Source organism: Paraburkholderia lebeckiae (assembly GCF_014201005.1).
GTDB lineage: Bacteria > Pseudomonadota > Gammaproteobacteria > Burkholderiales > Burkholderiaceae > Paraburkholderia > Paraburkholderia tuberum.
Window position 1 is genome coordinate 483164 of sequence record NZ_JACHDK010000002.1, and the last position, 17672, is coordinate 500835.

The window sequence follows — 17672 nt, forward strand, 5'->3', positions numbered from 1 at the left end:
CTTTAGGAGGTCGGGCGATGAAAACCTCGACACTGTTAATAATGGTGACGCTGTCAGCCTCGTGCTTTGCCGCGCCGGTTCATACCGCGTCGGACAGCACGGATTCCATCACGCTTGCGCAACGCGCGAACGCCGCGCCGGTCGCGCCTCCGGCCCCAGACGTGTCGAGCACCGACGCCAGCCGTCCGCAGCACTGGGAGCATATTGCGCTACCGAAGTCCCGACATCTGGAACGCAGCCTGACCGGGCAGAACGAGCATCTGACCACGTGAGGGCCGCCGCAACGGCGGGCGGCGGCGCGGCTACGACGGCGCGCCTGTCCGGTTTGCGCCGGCTGCCATGACGATGGGGGCGATCCGCGCGGGATTGCGACAGACTGCGATAAACTCATCGCGGCGAGGCGCTGGCTTTTCGCGGCAGCAATAACAACGTGACTAATTTAAGCTCACCAGGAGCATGCGCATGACGGCCTCGGACATCCCCGGCGAATCGATCGATCTGCAGATCGCCGATCTTCTCAGCGAAGTCGAATTCCCGACCAACAAGGATGCACTCGTCGACGCCGCGCGCGAAGCCGGCGCGAGCAACGAGGTGTTGGCGATGCTCGATGGTATGCCGGAGCAGGATTATGTCGACATCGAGTCGGTCACGCGCCTGATCGGCGGCAACTATGGCCCAGGCTTAGGGATCTGAACCCGGATTCAGCCTCGCTTCACCTCACACGTCAGAACTGCGACGCCGCCGCGATCCGCGCGCGCGCCACCCGCGTCACACGGCGCGTCGTGCGGCTGGTTTCGAGCGCGTCGTCGGCGATCTCGCGCGGCGTCGGATCGTCGGACCCGCTCACCTCCGCCACCGCCCGCACCGGCGCCACGCTACGGGAATCCCGCGCCCGTGCGCTTTCCGGCTGGAAATGCTCGACCAGATGGTCGATGAACGTCCGCACCTTCGCCGGCAGATGCAGCCGGCTCGGATACGCAATCGTGATCTCGATGGGCGGCAGACTGTACGCGTCGAGCAGGCGCACGAGCCGCCCCGCCGTCAGATCACGGCAGATCAGGTAGCTCGGCAGGATCGCCACGCCCATGCCGAGCAGCGCGAACTGTCGCAGCATCTCGGCGTTGTTCGCCGCGATCGCGTTGGTCGGCCGCACCCGCACTTCGCCGTCCGGCCCATTGAACGTGCGCTCCTCGCCGCCCTGCTCGGCCGGCCTGCTCAGGCACGAATGCCTGAGCAGATCCTCGGGGCGCTTCGGCGTGCCGTGTTGCGCCAGATACTCGGGCGTCGCGCAGACCGTCATGTAGCCGGTCGTCAACCGCCGCGTGACGATGCTCGCGCTGCGCATGTGCCGCGCAGCCAGGATGCCGACGTCGAAGCCCTCTTCGACCAGATCGACGTGGCGGTCGGCGAGCGTGACGTCGGGCACGACGTCGGGATAGCGCGCCGCGTACGACTGCACGACCGGCGCGAGACTGTGCAATCCGAACACGACCGGCGCGACGATGCGCAGCGTGCCGACCGGCTCGTGATTGCGCGCCACCACCATCTGCTCGACGTTTTCGAGATCGGCGAGGATGTGGCGTACGCGCTCCAGATAGGTCGCGCCCGATTCGGTCAGCGAAAGACGGCGGGTGGTGCGGTTCAGCAGTCGCGTGCCGAGCCGCGCTTCGAGATCCGCGACGTGCCGCGTGACGACCGCGGTGGACAGATCCAGCGCGCCCGACGCGCCGACGAAACTGCCGAGGTCCGCCACCTTGACGAACACGCGCATCGACTGCAGTTGATTCATGGGACGACTCCTGCCTCGGTAAAGCCGGGCCGGCGCAACCGTTGCCGCCTGTGTCGACCCGCGCCGCATGGGCGCGCGCGGGTCCGCCCAACGCAACCGATTCTAGCTATAGGACATGTCCCAACCCTGACCCAGACATGACATTCCGGTCAGATTCGGCGCGACGTGTCCATCGCGCCACTATTACGGCGTCTATCGTGGATTTTAGCTAGGTATAAACCCTAATCTCTGGTAAGATGGCGACCAAAGAAAGTTACCGCTACACCGCCATGCCACATCGTTTTCGTCTGCTGGAAAAGATCGCGTTTTCGCTGGTTTGCTGGTCGGCCGCCGCGAGCTCGGCCTATATCGGCTACGAGCGCTGCCCCGATATCAAGGTTGCCCTGCACGCCGGGGAAAAATTCCTCGACGCCAGCGGCCAATACGCATTCGCGTGCGCGGCGCCCGCCGCCGAGGCCTGCGCGCGACTGCCGGTCGAATGATTTTTCCGCCTTGAACCGTATCTGATGCGCGATCCCTCCGGGTCGCGCATTCGCGCATCTGCGCCTCCAAGCTCAACGCCTACCGTTACGCATCGCGCCCGAACACCACGCGCGAGAAAAACCCCGCCAACACCGTTTCGGCCATCTCCGTCGGCACATTCTGCGGATCGACCGTGTAGAAGAACTGCACGCCGTCGCACAGACCCATCAGGCCGATCGCGAGCTGCTCGGGCGGCATCGACATCGGCGTGCCCACGCGCTCCGAAAACTCGCGCACATAGGCGCTCAACTGTTCGATCTTTTCGTGCATGAACGCGTTGAAGCGCAGCCGGAAACGGCCGTCGCGCACCGCCAGCAGCTTCGCCTCGACCCACAACAGAAAACACTTGTTCTCGCGATGCAGCGAGCTGTAGTAGCGCAGCACGCGCGCCTCCATCTCCTCGCGCGACGCCGCGCTTTCGAAGATCGCATGCAGGCCCGCCTGCATCGCTTCGTGATCGCGCCGCAATAACTCCAGAAACAGCTCGGCCTTGCTGCGGAAGTTCGAATAGAACGCGCCGCGCGTATAGCCAGCCGCCGCCGCGATGTCCTCGACACTCGCCGCGACGAAGCCCTTCTTCATGAAAGTTGCCTGCGCGGCATCGAGCAGCCGCTCCCGCGTCTGGTCCTTGCTCTGCTCTCTTGTCAGTCTTTGACGTTTCATGGCCGCAAGCCTAGCACCCAAAAGAATTCAAATCCATCCATACATTCAGATACAGGAGTGTATTAGAATGCGTCTCGTCATTCAAAGCCATCCCTGTATGCCATTAGCATGACGCGGCATGCGGGTCTTCGCTGGCGGGCCGCGCGGCTTGCCGTGTTCGTTCGCTGTCTCCAGTTGGGGTAATTGTGAAGCGTCCCGGTTCTCCCGCATCGTCAGCGATGCGCCAGCAGTCTCCCCCATCCTCTCACCGCGGTTTCTCCAGGCAGACCTGCGCGCTGGCGCTGGCAGGCGTGCTCGCGCTCGCGGCCTGCTCGAAGAAGGAAGCCGCGGCGCCCGCGCCGCGCCCGGTGGTCGCGCTCGCCGTGCATGCGGACGGCCACGCGCTGCAGGCGGCGTCGCTGCCCGGCGAAGTGCAGGCGCGCTATTCGACGCCGCTGTCGTTCCGCGTCGCCGGCAAGATCATCGAGCGGCGGGTACGGCTCGGCGACACGGTGAAAAGCGGCGAAGTCGTCGCGCTGCTCGACCCGGCCGATGCGCAGAAAAACGCCGCCAGCACGCAGGCGCAGCTCGACGCCGCGCAGCACAACCTCGTCTATGCGCAGCAGCAGCTCGAACGCGACAGGGCGCAGGCCAAAGAAAACCTGATCGCGCCCGCGCAGCTCGAACAGACCACCAACGCCTACGCGTCCGCGCTCGCGCAGCGCGATCAGGCGCAGCAGCAGGCGGCGCTCGCGAAAAATCAGCTGCAGTACACGACGCTCGTCGCCGGTCATGCGGGCGTCATCACGGCTGAACAGGCGGACACGGGCCAGAACGTGTCGGCGGGTCAGGCCGTCTACAACCTCGCGTGGAGCGGCGACGTCGACGTGCTGTGCGACGTGCCCGAAAGCGCGCTCGCCGCATTCGCGGTCGGCCAGAACGCGAGCGTCACGCTCGCCGCGCTGCCGGGCCGCAAGCTCCGCGCACGCGTGCGCGAGCTGTCGCCGGCCGCCGATCCGCAAAGCCGCACCTGGCGCGCGCGTCTGACCCTGCTCGATGCCGGCGCCGGCGTGCGCCTCGGCATGACCGCCGACGTCACGCCGGCCGTGCCGCTCGCCGCGGCGGCCGCGCAGCACGGCGTGTTCACGCTGCCGGTCACCGCGCTATTTCACGAGGGGCGCGAACCGGCCGTGTGGGTCGTGCGCGCCGCGGACAACACGCTCGAACTGCGCCGCGTGACCGTTACGCGCTACTACGAGCGCACGTTCGTCGTCAGCGATGGCCTGAAAGATGGCGAAAGCGTCGTGCTGCAAGGCGTGCACACCGTGAGCGCCGGCCAGAAAGTCCGCGCGATCGCGCCGCTGCATCCCGAGGACTTCGCTTCATGAGCACGTCGCACGAAGAAGGACGCTTCAATCTGTCCGCGTGGGCGCTGCGTCATCAGGCGCTGGTCGTATTCCTGATCGCGCTCGCCACCGCGTTCGGCATCCTCGCCTACACGCGGCTCGCGCAGTCGGAAGACCCGCCCTTCACGTTTCGCGTGATGGTGATCCGCACGTACTGGCCGGGTGCCACCGCGCGCCAGGTGCAGGAGCAGTTGACCGATCGCATCGGCCGCAAGCTGCAGGAAACGCCGTACATCGATTTCGTGCGCAGCTACTCGCGTCCCGGCGAATCGCTGATCTTCTTCACGATGAAGGACTCGGCGCCGGTGAGCCAGGTGCCCGAGACGTGGTACCAGGTGCGCAAGAAAGTCGGTGACATCGCGGCGACCTTGCCGTCGGGCATCCAGGGCCCGTTCTTCAACGACGAATTCGGCGACGTCTACACCAACATCTACACGCTCGAAGGCGACGGCTTTTCCGCCGCGCAACTGCACGATTACGCGGACCAGTTACGCTCGGTGCTGCTGCGCGTGCCGGGCGTCGGCAAGGTCGACTATTTCGGCGACCCCGATCAGCACATCTACATCGAGATCGCGAACACGCAGTTGACGCGTCTCGGCATCTCGCCACAACAGCTTGGGCAGGCGATCAACGCGCAGAACACGATCGCTCCCGCAGGTACGCTGACCACCACCGACGACCGCGTGTTCGTGCGTCCGAGCGGCCAGTTCAACGACGTGGGCGCGCTCGCCGACACGCTGATCCGCATCAACAACCGCACGTTCCGTCTCGGCGACATCGCGACGATCAAGCGCGGCTACGACGACCCGGTCGTCACGCAGATGCGCTTCGGCGGCAAACCCGTGCTCGGTATCGGCGTGACGATGCAGCCGGGCGGCGACGTGATCCGCCTCGGCCGCGCGCTCGATCAGCAGATGACCCAACTGCGCGCCGCGCTGCCCGCCGGCTTGAATCTCGTCGAAGTATCGAGCATGCCGCACGCGGTCGCGCGCTCGGTCAACGACTTCCTCGAAGCGGTCGCCGAAGCGGTCGGGATCGTGCTGGTCGTGAGCCTCGTATCGCTCGGCGTGCGCACCGGCATGGTGGTCGTGATCTCGATTCCGGTGGTGCTCGCGGTCACCGCGCTGTGCATGTACCTGTTCGATATCGGCCTGCACAAGGTATCGCTCGGCACCCTCGTGCTCGCGCTCGGCCTGCTCGTCGACGACGCGATCATCGCGGTCGAAATGATGTCGGTGAAGCTAGAGCAAGGCTGGAACCGTACGCGCGCCGCGGCCTTCGCGTACACCAGCACCGCGTTTCCGATGCTGACCGGCACGCTCGTCACCGTATCCGGCTTCCTGCCGATCGCGCTCGCGAAGTCGAGCACCGGCGAGTACACGCGCTCGATCTTCGAGGTGTCGGCGATCGCGCTGATCGCGTCGTGGCTCGCGGCGGTCGTGCTGATTCCGCTGCTCGGCTATCACATGCTGCCCGAGCGCAAGCGCCATGCGCACGAGCCTGACGATCACGAACATGACATCTACGACACGCGCTTCTACACGCGTTTGCGCGGCTGGATCGGCTGGTGCATCGAGCGGCGCTTCGTCGTGCTCGCGATCACCGTGCTGCTGTTCGTGCTCGCGATGGCCGGCTTCTCGCTCGTTCCGCAGCAGTTCTTCCCGAGCTCGGACCGGCCGGAGTTGCTGGTCGATGTGCGGCTGCCCGAAGGTGCGTCGTTCGATGCAACGCTGCGCCAGGCACAGCGCCTCGAGCAGGTTCTCAAAGGCCGGCCTGAAATCGATCACTCAGTCAGCTTTGTCGGCACCGGCGCGCCGCGCTTCTATCTGCCGCTCGATCAGCAATTGCAGCAGCCGAACTTCGCACAGTTCGTGATCACCGCGAAGTCGGTCAAGGATCGCGAGAAGCTCGCGCAGTGGCTCGAACCGGAGTTGTTCAACAACTTCCCGGCGATCCGCACGCGCCTGTCACGCCTCGAGAATGGGCCGCCGGTCGGCTATCCGGTGCAGTTCCGCGTGAGCGGCGACGACATCGCGACCGTGCGCTCGATCGCCGAACGCGTCGCCGCGACGATGCGCGCCAATCGCGGCACGCGCAACGTGCAGTTCGACTGGGACGAACCCGCCGAGCGCTCGGTGCGCTTCGAGATCGACCAGAAACGCGCGCGCGAGCTCGGCGTGACGTCCGAAGACATCGCCAGCTTCCTCGCGATGACGATGTCCGGCTACACGGTCACGCAGTATCGGGAGCGCGACAAGCTGATCAGCGTCGATCTGCGCGCGCCTCGCGCCGAACGCGTCGACCCGTCGCAGCTGACCGCGCTCGCGATGCCGACGCCGAACGGGCCGGTGCCGCTCGGCACGCTCGGACATCTGCGCAACGACCTCGAATACGGCGTGATCTGGGAACGCGACCGTCAGCCGACCATCACCGTCCAGTCGGACGTGTCGGCGGGCGCGCAAGGCATCGACGTCACGCACGCGGTGGACCGCGCGCTCGCGCCGATCCGCGCGACGCTGCCGGTCGGCTACCGGATCGAGATCGGTGGCTCCGTCGAGGAAAGCGCCAAGGGTCAAACCTCGATCAACGCGCAGATTCCGATCATGGTGATCGCGGTGCTCATGCTGCTGATGATCCAGCTGCAAAGCTTCGCGCGCGTGCTGATGGTCGTGTTGACCGCCCCGCTCGGCCTGATCGGCGTCGTGCTCACCTTGCTGCTGTTCGGCCAGCCGTTCGGCTTCGTCGCGATGCTCGGCGTGATCGCGATGTTCGGCATCATCATGCGCAACTCGGTGATCCTCGTCGATCAGATCGAGCAGGACATTGCGTCGGGGCACAAGCGTTTCGATGCGATCGTCGGCGCGACCGTGCGGCGGTTCCGGCCGATCACGCTGACCGCCGCGGCCGCTGTGCTCGCGCTGATCCCGCTGCTGCGCTCGAACTTCTTCGGGCCGATGGCGACCGCGCTGATGGGCGGCATCACGAGCGCGACGATCCTCACGCTGTTCTATCTGCCCGCGTTGTACGCCGCGTCGTTCCGCGTACGCGCCGACGAGCGCGAGCCGCAGACGCCGTCCGGTGCCGGCGCCACGCACACGGGTAACTGAGCATGAGCATGACTATTCCCGCCCTATCCCGCCACCGCCGCGCACGCTTCGACGCGCTGGCCCGTACCACGCTTGCCACCAGCATCGCCAGCATCACCTGCATGCTCGGCGCTTGCTCGTTCGGACCGAACGGCGACGCGCCCGCGATGCCGCAGCCCGCGCACTACGGTGCCGAGCCGCTACCGACGCAAACCGTGCCCGCGCAGGGCGTCACGCAGCAGTTCGTGACCGGCGCGCAGCCGGTGCCCGAATGGTGGAAGCTGTACCGCTCGGATGCGCTGAACGCGCTCGTCGACGAAGGCCTGCGCAACAGTCCGACGCTCGACGCGACCGACCGCAGTCTCGCCGCCGCGCGCGAGCAATTGCGCGCGCAGGTCGGCAGCTCGCTGCTGCCGACCATCGACGCCGGCGGCCAGGCCACCCGCAATCGCGCGCTCGCGATCCCCGAGATCGGACCGAACACGTTTCTGTACAACGTGTTCGTCGGTCAGTTGCAGGCGCACTACACGTTCGATCTGTTCGGCGCCGCGCGTCTCGCGAACGCGGCGCTCGCCGCGCGCGTGAACGTGCAGGTCTACCAGCTCGAGGCGGCGCGGCGCGCGCTCGCCGCGAACATCGTGACCGCGACGATCACGAGCGCCGCGCTGCATGCTCAGATCGATACGACCGAGCGGCTCGTGGTCCTCGCCAACGATCAGGCGCGCGATACCGAACGGCGCTTCGCGCTCGGCGCGGTATCGCATGCCGATCTGCTGAACGCGCAGCAGAGCGCCGCGAGCGTGTCGGCAAGTCTGCCGGCGCTGAAGCAACAGTGGCTCACTACGCGTCACGCGCTCGCGGTGCTGCTTGGCCGCACACCCGATGCCGCGCCCGACGACATCGATCTCGCGCAGTTGCATGTGCCGGAGCAGGTGCCGGTGGTCGTGCCGTCGGAGCTGCTGCGCACGCGACCTGACATCGAGGCCGCCGACGCCGCGCTGAAAGCCGCGGCGACCGATGTCGGCGTCGCCACCGCGCAGATGTTCCCGAGTCTGTCGCTGTCGGCATCGATGGGACAAGGCGGGTTTAGCTGGCCGGTCGCGATGTCCGGTGCCGGGGCCATCTGGAGCATCGGCGCGTCGCTGTCGCAACCGCTGTTTCATGGCGGCGCGCTGCTCGCGCAGCGCCGCGCGGCGCAGCACACGTACGAAGCGAGCGTGTCGCAGTACAAACAGACCGTGCTGGCCGCGTTTCAGAACGTCGCCGACACGCTCGCCTCGCTCGAGCACGACGCGCAGTCGCTCGATGCCGCGAACGTCGCCGCGCGTTCGGCACAGGGCGTGTTCAACGAGACCTCGGCGCGCTATCGGCTCGGCGCGCTGCCCGTCGCCGCGACGCGTTCGAGCGAGCAGCAATGGCGCAATGCGCAGCTCGATGAGATCCGCTATACGAGCGCGCGGCTGACCGATACGGCCGCGTTGTTTCAGGCGATGGGGAATCCGCCGGTTGATCAAAGAGGGACGTCGTCTGCCGGTACACCGAACACAACCGCATCGAATTAAACCTGGGATTCCCTACGGAGTGCGGCGCACTTATCCCCAGTTTGTGTTGACAGACTTGTTGATCAGCCTGGGGCGAAGCGTCTAAGTGCTTGAAGCGAATCGCATTGTCGTGCAAGTCATGCAAGGGAGCAGCTTTGAAGCAATAGAGCGCGGTCGGGCGGAATCACGAGGGGAAAACAACGGCCGGGTCCGTTATCCACAGAATGTGTTGAATGACCTGTTGATAAGGCCTGGAGATCGCGCCCAAGTGCTTGCGCGCGCGATGGATTCAGCCGCCGATACATTCGCGCACACAGGCCGCAAAGAAGGTTCGGGTCAGTAGGGAATCGTTAACCGACCATTCAACAAAGGGCGGCGGACCCGTCGACCGATGGAACGATTACGAGTGGCGCGCGGCGCGTCGCCGCGTGGGCATCACCGAGAAGTTCAGGTTTCACGACGTGCGCCACACGCGGGTGAGTTGGCATGTGCAGAGCGACACCGTACTGCTCTGCATACCACGCCGGCGCCTTAGCTCGTTGCAACGAGCTAAGGCGCCGGAAAATAATCACACTTTCGGTGCACTGTGAACAGATTTTGTGGCACACCGCGGAAAAGCCCCGCCGTATAAGGCTTCTACATCAAGGCTTGTTCGACTCGAACAGATCCATGATCTGCTTCTTCTCGTTCGTCGACACGCTCGGCGGCGGCACCACCGGCGGCGTCATGCCCGCCGGCCCGACACCGCCCACCGCATCGGTCGCGCCAGCCATCGGATTGCCCGAATCTAGACCGATGCTCGCGACGAAGCCTTGCCCCGGCAACTTGTCGGTAAAGAACAGCTCGCCGTTCATCACCGTCACACCGTCGGGTTGCTGCGGCTCGGCCTGTGGCACACCGCGCAGCGCGCGCTGCATGTACTCGACCCAGATCGGCAGCGCGAGCTGCGCGCCGAATTCGCGGCTGCCGAGACTCTTCGGCTGGTCGTAGCCCATCCACGCGACCGCCACCAGCGACTGCTGATAGCCGGCGAACCAGCCGTCCTTCGCGTCGTTGGTCGTACCGGTCTTGCCCTGCAGGTCCGAGCGCTTCAGCACGTTGGTGCCTGCTCCCGTACCCTCGGTCGCGACCGAGTGCAACAGGCTGTTCATGATGTATGCGTTACGCGGCTCTAGCGTGCGCGGCGCATCGTGCCCAGCGACGAGCGGCTGCGCGCGCGAGATCGCCACGCCACGCGCGTCGGTCACTTCGTTGATCAGATACGGATTGATCCGGTAGCCGCCGTTCGCGAACACCGAGTACGCGCCCGCCGACTGCAGCGGCGTGACGAGGCCAGCGCCCAGCGCCATCGGCAGATACGGCGGGGTCTTGTCGGCGTCGAAGCCGAAGCGCTGCGTGACGAAGTCCTGCGCGTATTTGGTGCCGATGAACGACAGGATGCGGATCGACACGAGGTTCTTCGACTTCTGCAACGCGACGCGCATCGACATCGGACCGTCAGGCTGGTCGTCGTCCTTCGGCTCCCACGCGTCGCCGCCCGGCGTGCTCGGCGGAAAGTACAGCGGCGCGTCGTTGATGATCGTCGCCGGTGCGAGCCCCTTGTCGAGCGCCGCCGAATAGATGAACGGCTTGAAGCTCGAACCCGGCTGCCGCCACGCTTGCGTTACATGGTTGAACTTGTTCTTGTTGAAGTCGAAACCGCCGATCAGCGCGCGGATCGCGCCGTCCTGCGGCGTCAGCGACACGAGCGCGCCCTCAACCTGCGGCAGTTGCGTGATCTGCCAGTTGCCCTTGTCGTCGGCGACGAGGCGCACGATCGAACCCGGCTTGATGCGCAGCGTCGCGTTCGCGCGCGGGCTCAGCGCCGCGGCGACGAAGCGCAGGCCATCGCCCGACACCGTCACCTGCGTACCGTCGACCAGTTGCGCGACCACCTGCTTCGCGCTCGCGTCCGTCACCACGCCGGCGATGATCTCGCCGTTGTCCGGATGATCGGTCAGCGCGTCGTCGATCGTCTGGTCGCGGTCGTCGCCCGCCTCGGGCAACTGCACGAAGCCTTCCGGTCCGCGATAGCCGTGGCGCCGCTCGTAGTCCATCACGCCCTTGCGCACCGCGCGATACGCGGCGTCCTGATCGGCGGAATCGATCGTGGTCGTGACGTTCAGGCCGCGCGTATAGGTTTCGTCCTTGTACTGCGCGTACATCATCTGCCGCACCATTTCGGCGACGTACTCCGCGTGCACGCTGTACTCGTTGCCCGGATTCTTCGTCTGAATCTCTTCCTTCACGGCCTGGTCGTACTGCTGCTGCGTGATGTAGTTCAGCTCGAGCATGCGTCGCAGGATGTACTCCTGGCGGATCTTCGCGCGTTTCGGATTGACGACCGGGTTATACGCGGACGGCGCCTTCGGCAGACCCGCGAGCATCGCGGCCTGGGCCAGCGTGAGGTCCTTCAGGTCCTTGCCGAAGTACACGCGCGCGGCCGCGGCGAAGCCATACGCGCGCTCGCCCAGATAGATCTGGTTCATGTACAGCTCGAGGATCTGGTCCTTCGTCAACGCGCGCTCGATCTTGTACGCGAGCAGCATCTCGTAGATCTTGCGCGTGTACGTTTTCTCACTGGAGAGGAAGAAGTTGCGCGCGACCTGCATCGTGATCGTGCTCGCGCCCTGCGATGCGCCGCCATGCGCAAGGTCAGCGAAACCGGCGCGCAGGATGCCGACGAAGTCGACGCCGCCGTGTTCGTAAAAGCGGTAGTCCTCGATCGCGAGCACCGCTTTTTTCATCTGGTTGGGGATGTCCTGGAAGCGCACGAGGCTGCGCCGCTCCTCGCCGAATTCGCCGATCAGCACGTGATCGGCGGTGTAGACGCGCAGCGGAACTTTCGGGCGATAGTCGGTCAGCGCGTCGAGCGACGGCAATTGCGGCCCCATCACGACGAGCGCATAGCCGACGATCAGCGCCCCGACCACGACGACCGTCGCGATCAGGCCGAAGAACCACAGCACGAGCGACGCGCCGATCGATCGACGGCCGCGCTCGGGCTCGCGCGAAGCGGCATTGCGTCCAGGGGTGCGTTGGTGGGAGTCCCGGTCTTCACCGGCCGGAGAGTTCGAGGAATGCGGTCGTTTGATGATTGGCATGACTGGAATAAGGGGCCCGCGACTGCGCGCCTGTCTGCACGCGCTCGCGGCGCGCGCATGGGTCGTGTTCGACATCCTGGCCGGGACGTACGCCGCCCTGCGGACCTTGCCCCCGGCCGGCCGCACGGCACGCCTCGGACCATGTCCGGCGCAACGTAACAGCACATTTTAAAGAAATCGGCAGCGGTCCAAGGCAGTTTTTTTGTAAGAATTCCCTTCGCCGGCCGCCTTTTCCTGGTAAGGGTCTGTAATTTCGCGCAGCGCGCATTGCAGCGTGCGTGCGACGCGCAGCTTATGCGGGGTTATCAACATTTTCTGTTGAAAGGGCTGTGGACAAGCCGGCCGCAAACACTACAACTCATTGATGTCACGGGATTTTCGCACCGCGCTTGTTCCGTGGCGGCGCAACTCGTCATATGATGAACCCCGCGCGCGTCCCTCGATGCGCGCGATGGGGACCCGAACGGCGGGATCCAACGGCAGTTCCGATGACGGGTTCCGACACCGTATCCGGAGGCACGCGCCGACCCGCCCATGCTAACAAGACTGCGAGTCGATCATGTCCAAGCCCAGTGAGCGCATCGTCGTGTTCGTCACGACCGCGCAGAAACGTGCGATCACAGCGACTGCCGAGGATCTGGGCATCAGCGTGAGTGAACTGATGCGGCGCGCGGTGCTGAGCTTCGGCGCGACCAGCGAACAGGTCAAGGCCGCGAGCATCGTCGACCGGCTGCGCGCGCCGCGCGCGCCCGATCCGCTGAACGCGGCGCTGCAGCGCGTCGCGCGCGGTACGCGCTATGCGCGCGCCGCGCTGCCGGTAGCGCTGCAAGCGCACGAGAAAGACGCGGCGGCTCCAGCGGCCGCCGCCGCAAGCGCGGCTGCCGGCGCGGCCGGTGCCGTGGATTCGCCCTCGATGCAGCAAGCCGGTCGACCCGCTCTCGCGACCGACGCTGCGGATGCTCCCGCCCCGCTGCTTCCCGCGGGCGTCGCCGCCGCGCTCGCCGCCGAGCAGGACGAACAGGCCGCGGCCACCGCCGAAGCCGTCGCGCGTCTGACGGCAGCTCGAGCCGCCGAAAACGCGGAAAACGCCGAAGCGGACGCAATCGACAACGCCGCATCGAAACGACTGGCCGGCACGTCGGCGCGTCTGCGCAACTCGCTCAAGCGCCGCCACAACGACCCGGACTCCGACGACGACGAACCGCACGGCGACCCGAGCGCCGAAGGCGGCCGCTTCGCGTGACGGTAAATTACCGCGCGCCGAGCCGCAATCACTGCATCCGAGCGAGCACGCGGGCGTACGCAACGAGTCCCCGTTGCATATCGTTACATCAGTGACACCTGCGTGAAAACGTCGCGCGGTAACACCCGCCCACACCCGCAAACAGCGGCTTTTCGCGCATCATTCGGGCCTTCGGGAAGCCGCGTCGATTAAGCCATCTTCAACACGGCCGATGGTGTAATATCCGCCGTCAAGTCCATGCCCATCGCGGCTTTCCATCATCCAGGCAATCCTCAACCCGGCATTGCGCCCCAACAAAAACGGACCGCGCTATTGCAATTGGCAAGTGCGCCCCGAACTCCGGTCCGAACGTTGCGCAGCATGGCGCGCGGCGGCGTAAAGTAGCAATGATTCAAGGCAGTCAGGCGCGCACGCATCGTCGGCGCCGCTCACATTCTCTGGAGGTTTTCATGTCGCTTTTTGACAGCATTTCGCGCACGCTCAAAGGTCTTTTGAACGATGCGGCCGACTCGGTGCAGGATCCGTCGCGCGACTCGCGCCAGATCGTGCGCGAACTCGACGACAGCATCGGCAAGGCCGAAAACTCGCTGATCGAGATTCAGGCGCAGGTCGCCACCCAGCAAAGCAAGCGCGATGTTGCCGCGGACAAGGCGAAGAAGTATGAAGACGGTGCTCGCCGTGCGCTGCAGTCCGGCGACGAAGCGCTCGCGCGTGAAGCGCTTGGCGCGCAGGCCACGGCCGAAGCCGAACGCGATGCGCTGACGAAAGAACTGACTTCGCTGGAGCCGTCGGTCGCGCAACTGAAGAGCCAGATAGAGGACATGCGCACGCGCCGCAACGACCTGAACGCGCGCTCGAACATCCTGCAAGCCAAGCAGCAGATCGCGCAGGCGAAAGATACCGCGGCCACCGCACTCGGCGGCATCGGCGGCAAGAACCTGTCCGAGGATTTCCAGAAGCTCGAAGATAAAGTCGCGCTGTCGAACGCGCGTTCCGACGCACGTCTGAACTCCGCCGACGAGAAAAGCGGCAAGGCGCTCGACGACAAGCTCGCGGATCTGAACCGCGGCCCGTCCGTCGACGATCGGCTCGAAGCGCTGAAGAAGCAGCTCAATACGCCGGCGCAGTGAATGCTGGATGCGTGTACCCGCTTCAAAGCAAGTACGCACAGCAAGTACGCGCGGCAACGACAACGGCAGTAGCAGTACATGCCGGTGCGCTCACTTCTGAACGCACCGGCATACCGGCCGCCACGGGCAGCCACCGCAATCGACTGATGGAGACGGGCGCACCCCGCCCGGTCCGCAAATGAAAAAACTCTTCGCAACCGCCTTCGCTTCGCTGTTGCTCGTGTCGGCCGCGGCGTTCGCGGTGCCGACCGCTCAGCAAATCGAATCGGCGATGTCGCAGGGCAACTGGCAGCAGGCCGACGCCGGCCTCACCGAAGTGTTGCAAGCGCATCCGAACAACGCGCACGCGCACTATCTGTACGCCCAGGTGCTCGATCGCGAAGGCCGTTCCGCCGAGGCGCTCGCGCAGCTCCAACAGGCAAAGACGCTCGATCCGCAGATCCGCTTCACCGACCCGGGCCGCTTCGCGCAAACCGAAGCGCGCCTGCGCCGCGACGCGGAACGCGCGGGCGGCAACGTCACCCGTCACGCCGCGAATCCGTTCGCACAGCAGAATGCGCCTGCTGTGCAGCAACAGTCGGCGATGATGTCGCAAGCGCAACAACGGCATGGTCCGGGGGTGGGTATGTGGATCGGTATCATTGTTCTGATCGCGGTGATCGCGCTCGTGCTGCGCTGGACCTTGCGCCGCGCGCGCAGCCAGGAAGACACGCGCGCCGACGAGGACCGCCGCGCGCAATTGAAGCGCGCCACCGACATGCTCAACACGGTGCGTTCGATCAAGCTCGACGTGAAGCTGTCCACCACGCCGGGTCACGAGTTGCTCGAGAAAGACGTCGAAGCGACCGAAGAGCAGTTGCGCGGCGCCGTCGAAACGCTGTCGAACGGCAAGAATCCGCTGCCGCCCTATGCACTCGACGAATTCGAGCAGCGCATCGCGAGCCTGCGCGCGCGCGCCGACGGCCGGCCCGATCCGACCGCCGCCTCCGTGGGCACCGCTCAGCAATCGACGTACGCGCAGGAGGCCGAGCGCTTCGGCAACCCGCAACCGCCTTATCCGCAACAGGGTCCCTATCAGCAGCAGCCGCAGGTCATCGTGCAGCAAGGCGGTGGCATGGGTGGCGGCATGGGCGGTCTGCTGACCGGCGTGCTGCTTGGCGAGGCGCTCAGTCATGGGCGTGAGCGCGTAGTCGAGCGCGACGTGGTCGTCGACCCCGACGAACTGCGCCGGCGCGGCAACGACGGCGCAAACGGCGGCGGCCTCGACTTCGGTCAGGGTTCGAACGACTGGAACGATGACGGCAGCGGCGGCGGCATCGACATGGGCAGCAACGACGATTCCGGCGGTTGGACCGATACCTGATCGAACCCGATCGATCCGCGTCGAATGAAAAGACAGGCTGTAGACGCGCGATTTCGCCCCTGCCCGTCGCGCCGCGCGAGTCCAGCGCGCCGGAGCCGCTATCGTTTCACCCGCCGCTTTCGCCCCGTGCCGGAGACCGCGTGACGCCTGTCCCTTCCGCTTCATCCACCGCGCTGCGCATTGCGATCGTCGGCAGTGGCTTTGCCGGCATCGGCATGGCCATCCGTCTGCAGCAAATGGGCATCACGTCGTTCACGGTCTATGAGGCCGCGAGCGGCATCGGCGGCACTTGGCGTGACAATACCTACCCCGGCGCGGCCTGCGATGTGCCCTCGCATCTCTATTCGTTTTCGTTCGAGGCGAATCCGGCGTGGTCGCGCTCGTTCAGCAGCCAGGCCGAAATTCTCGCGTATCTGCAGCACTGCGCGCGCAAGTACGGCGTCGATCGCTACGTGCGTTGCAATGCGAAAGTGAGCGCCGCGCGCTTCGACGAAGCGCGGCAGATCTGGCTCGTCGAGCTCGACACGAACGGCGCGCGCGAAATCGTCGAGGCCGACGTGCTGATCGCCGCGAACGGTCCGCTGTCGCGTCCCGCGCTGCCGCGCATCGCCGGCATCGAACGGTTCGAGGGCAAGCTGTTCCATTCGGCGCGCTGGGATCATGCCTATCCGCTCGACGGCAAACGCGTCGCAGTAATCGGCACCGGCGCGAGCGCGATCCAGTTCGTGCCGAAAATCCAGCCGCGTGTCGCGCATCTGGCTCTGTTCCAGCGCACCGCGCCGTGGGTGATGCCGAAGCGCGACAAGCCGATCGGCCTGCGCGCGCAATGGCTGTTCCGTACGCTGCCATTCACGCAGCGCTTCGTTCGCAGCGCGATCTATTGGCAGCTCGAGTCGCGTGGGATCGCGTTCGTCGTCAATCCGAAGCTGATGAAGACGCCGATGAAGTTCGGCCTCAGCTATCTGCAGCGACGCGTCAAGGACCCGGCGCTGCGCGCGAAGCTCACGCCGAAATACCGGCTCGGCTGCAAGCGCGTGCTACTGTCGAGCGACTATTACCCGGCCGTCTGTCAGCCGAACGTCGACGTCGTGACGAGCGGCATTCGCGAGATCGTCGCGGATGGCATCGTGACCGACGACGGTGTGCATCACCGCGCGGACGCGATCATCTGCGGCACCGGCTTCCAGGTCAACGACGTGCCCGCGCCGTTCGAAGTGACCGGCCTCGATGGCACCGACCTCAGCACGCTCTGGCTGCGCGATGGCCCCGAGGCCTATCTCGGCACGAGCATCGCGAACTTCCCGAACTTCTTCATGATCGCCGGCCCGAACACGGGGCTCGGCCATAACTCGATGATCTACATGATCGAGTCGCAACTGCGGTATATCGGCGATTGCCTGCGCGTGCTGCGCAAACAGAATGCGCGCACGATGACCTTGCGCGCCGACGTGCAGCGCGATTTCAACGCGCGTTTGCAACAGGAGATGCGGCACGCGGTGTGGACTAGCGGCTGCCACAGCTGGTATCAGACGCAGAGCGGCAAAGTCACCGCGATCTGGCCCGGCTTCACGTTCAGCTTTCGCAAGCGTACGCGCCGCGTGCGGCCGCAGGATTACCGCTTCGCGCCTTGAGTCCGCACAATGGCAATCCGGCGCCCTGGGCATGGGCCGGCGCATTCGTTACCCGCCACCGCTCAGCAACCGCAACAGCTCCCACAGAAACTTCACGATGATCACGATCAGTTCCCACAGCCGATAGAGCGGCTGCCAGTCCAGCACGCGCAGAAGGGACTCGATCATCGCTATCG

At 65.6% G+C, this 17672-nt stretch carries 13 protein-coding genes; 10 read left to right on the forward strand and 3 right to left on the reverse strand.

Annotated elements, in window-relative coordinates; genetic code table 11:
• The first annotated feature begins 17 nt into the window (after positions 1–17).
• Together HDG39_RS05475 and HDG39_RS05480 are read left to right on the forward strand one after the other, a co-directional pair.
• The gene (locus HDG39_RS05475) at positions 18–272 is read left to right on the forward strand and encodes a hypothetical protein (RefSeq protein ID WP_184003891.1); all 255 of its coding nucleotides are present in this window, start codon (positions 18–20) and stop codon (positions 270–272) included.
• 190 nt (positions 273–462) lie between these two features.
• On the forward strand, positions 463–693 hold the full coding sequence (locus tag HDG39_RS05480) for a DUF2795 domain-containing protein (protein ID WP_184003893.1): 231 nt from the start codon (positions 463–465) through the stop codon (positions 691–693).
• A gap of 31 nt (positions 694–724) precedes the next feature.
• On the opposite strand, the gene HDG39_RS05485 is transcribed toward HDG39_RS05480, so the two are convergent.
• Positions 725–1789 carry a LysR family transcriptional regulator gene (locus HDG39_RS05485; RefSeq protein ID WP_184003895.1) on the reverse strand — a complete coding sequence of 355 codons (1065 nt, stop codon included), beginning with the start codon at positions 1787–1789 and terminating at the stop codon, positions 725–727.
• A 269-nt stretch (positions 1790–2058) separates the two neighbouring features.
• Between HDG39_RS05485 and HDG39_RS05490 the strand changes: the two genes are divergently transcribed.
• Complete coding sequence (locus HDG39_RS05490; protein ID WP_018417722.1) at positions 2059–2271, forward strand: hypothetical protein; 213 nt, start codon at positions 2059–2061, stop codon at positions 2269–2271.
• Between the two features lie 85 nt (positions 2272–2356).
• Here the strand turns inward: HDG39_RS05490 and HDG39_RS05495 are convergent, their stop codons facing one another.
• Positions 2357–2974: a TetR/AcrR family transcriptional regulator gene (locus HDG39_RS05495; RefSeq protein WP_184003897.1), complete on the reverse strand. Its 618-nt coding sequence runs from the start codon at positions 2972–2974 to the stop codon at positions 2357–2359.
• Positions 2975–3192: 218 nt separating this feature from the next.
• Here HDG39_RS05495 and HDG39_RS05500 point away from each other — a divergent pair, with 218 nt between their 5' ends.
• The 3 genes from HDG39_RS05500 to HDG39_RS05510 are packed head-to-tail and all read left to right on the forward strand — an operon-like array spanning position 3193 to position 9007.
• A complete protein-coding gene (locus tag HDG39_RS05500; protein ID WP_184003899.1) occupies positions 3193–4341 on the forward strand; it encodes an efflux RND transporter periplasmic adaptor subunit in 1149 nt (382 codons plus the stop codon).
• The gene (locus HDG39_RS05505) at positions 4338–7466 is read left to right on the forward strand and encodes an efflux RND transporter permease subunit (RefSeq protein ID WP_184003901.1); all 3129 of its coding nucleotides are present in this window, start codon (positions 4338–4340) and stop codon (positions 7464–7466) included. Before HDG39_RS05500 ends, HDG39_RS05505 begins: the two co-directional genes overlap by 4 nt.
• Positions 7467–7474: 8 nt before the next feature.
• A complete protein-coding gene (locus HDG39_RS05510; protein WP_184003903.1) occupies positions 7475–9007 on the forward strand; it encodes an efflux transporter outer membrane subunit in 1533 nt (510 codons plus the stop codon).
• A 620-nt stretch (positions 9008–9627) separates the two neighbouring features.
• On the opposite strand, the gene HDG39_RS05515 is transcribed toward HDG39_RS05510, so the two are convergent.
• Positions 9628–12129: a penicillin-binding protein 1A gene (locus HDG39_RS05515; protein ID WP_184003905.1), complete on the reverse strand. Its 2502-nt coding sequence runs from the start codon at positions 12127–12129 to the stop codon at positions 9628–9630.
• 559 nt (positions 12130–12688) lie between these two features.
• On the opposite strand from HDG39_RS05515, the gene HDG39_RS05520 reads away from it, so the two are divergent.
• The 4 genes from HDG39_RS05520 to HDG39_RS05535 all read left to right on the forward strand — a co-directional run bounded on the left by HDG39_RS05520 (position 12689) and on the right by HDG39_RS05535 (position 17496).
• A complete protein-coding gene (locus HDG39_RS05520) occupies positions 12689–13372 on the forward strand; it encodes a hypothetical protein (RefSeq protein WP_184003907.1) in 684 nt (227 codons plus the stop codon).
• A gap of 449 nt (positions 13373–13821) precedes the next feature.
• Complete coding sequence (locus HDG39_RS05525) at positions 13822–14502, forward strand: PspA/IM30 family protein (protein WP_018417715.1); 681 nt, start codon at positions 13822–13824, stop codon at positions 14500–14502.
• A 178-nt stretch (positions 14503–14680) separates the two neighbouring features.
• Positions 14681–15865: a tetratricopeptide repeat protein gene (locus HDG39_RS05530; protein WP_184003909.1), complete on the forward strand. Its 1185-nt coding sequence runs from the start codon at positions 14681–14683 to the stop codon at positions 15863–15865.
• Between the two features lie 140 nt (positions 15866–16005).
• Positions 16006–17496 carry a flavin-containing monooxygenase gene (locus HDG39_RS05535; protein ID WP_184003911.1) on the forward strand — a complete coding sequence of 497 codons (1491 nt, stop codon included), beginning with the start codon at positions 16006–16008 and terminating at the stop codon, positions 17494–17496.
• The last annotated feature ends 176 nt before the right edge of the window (positions 17497–17672 follow it).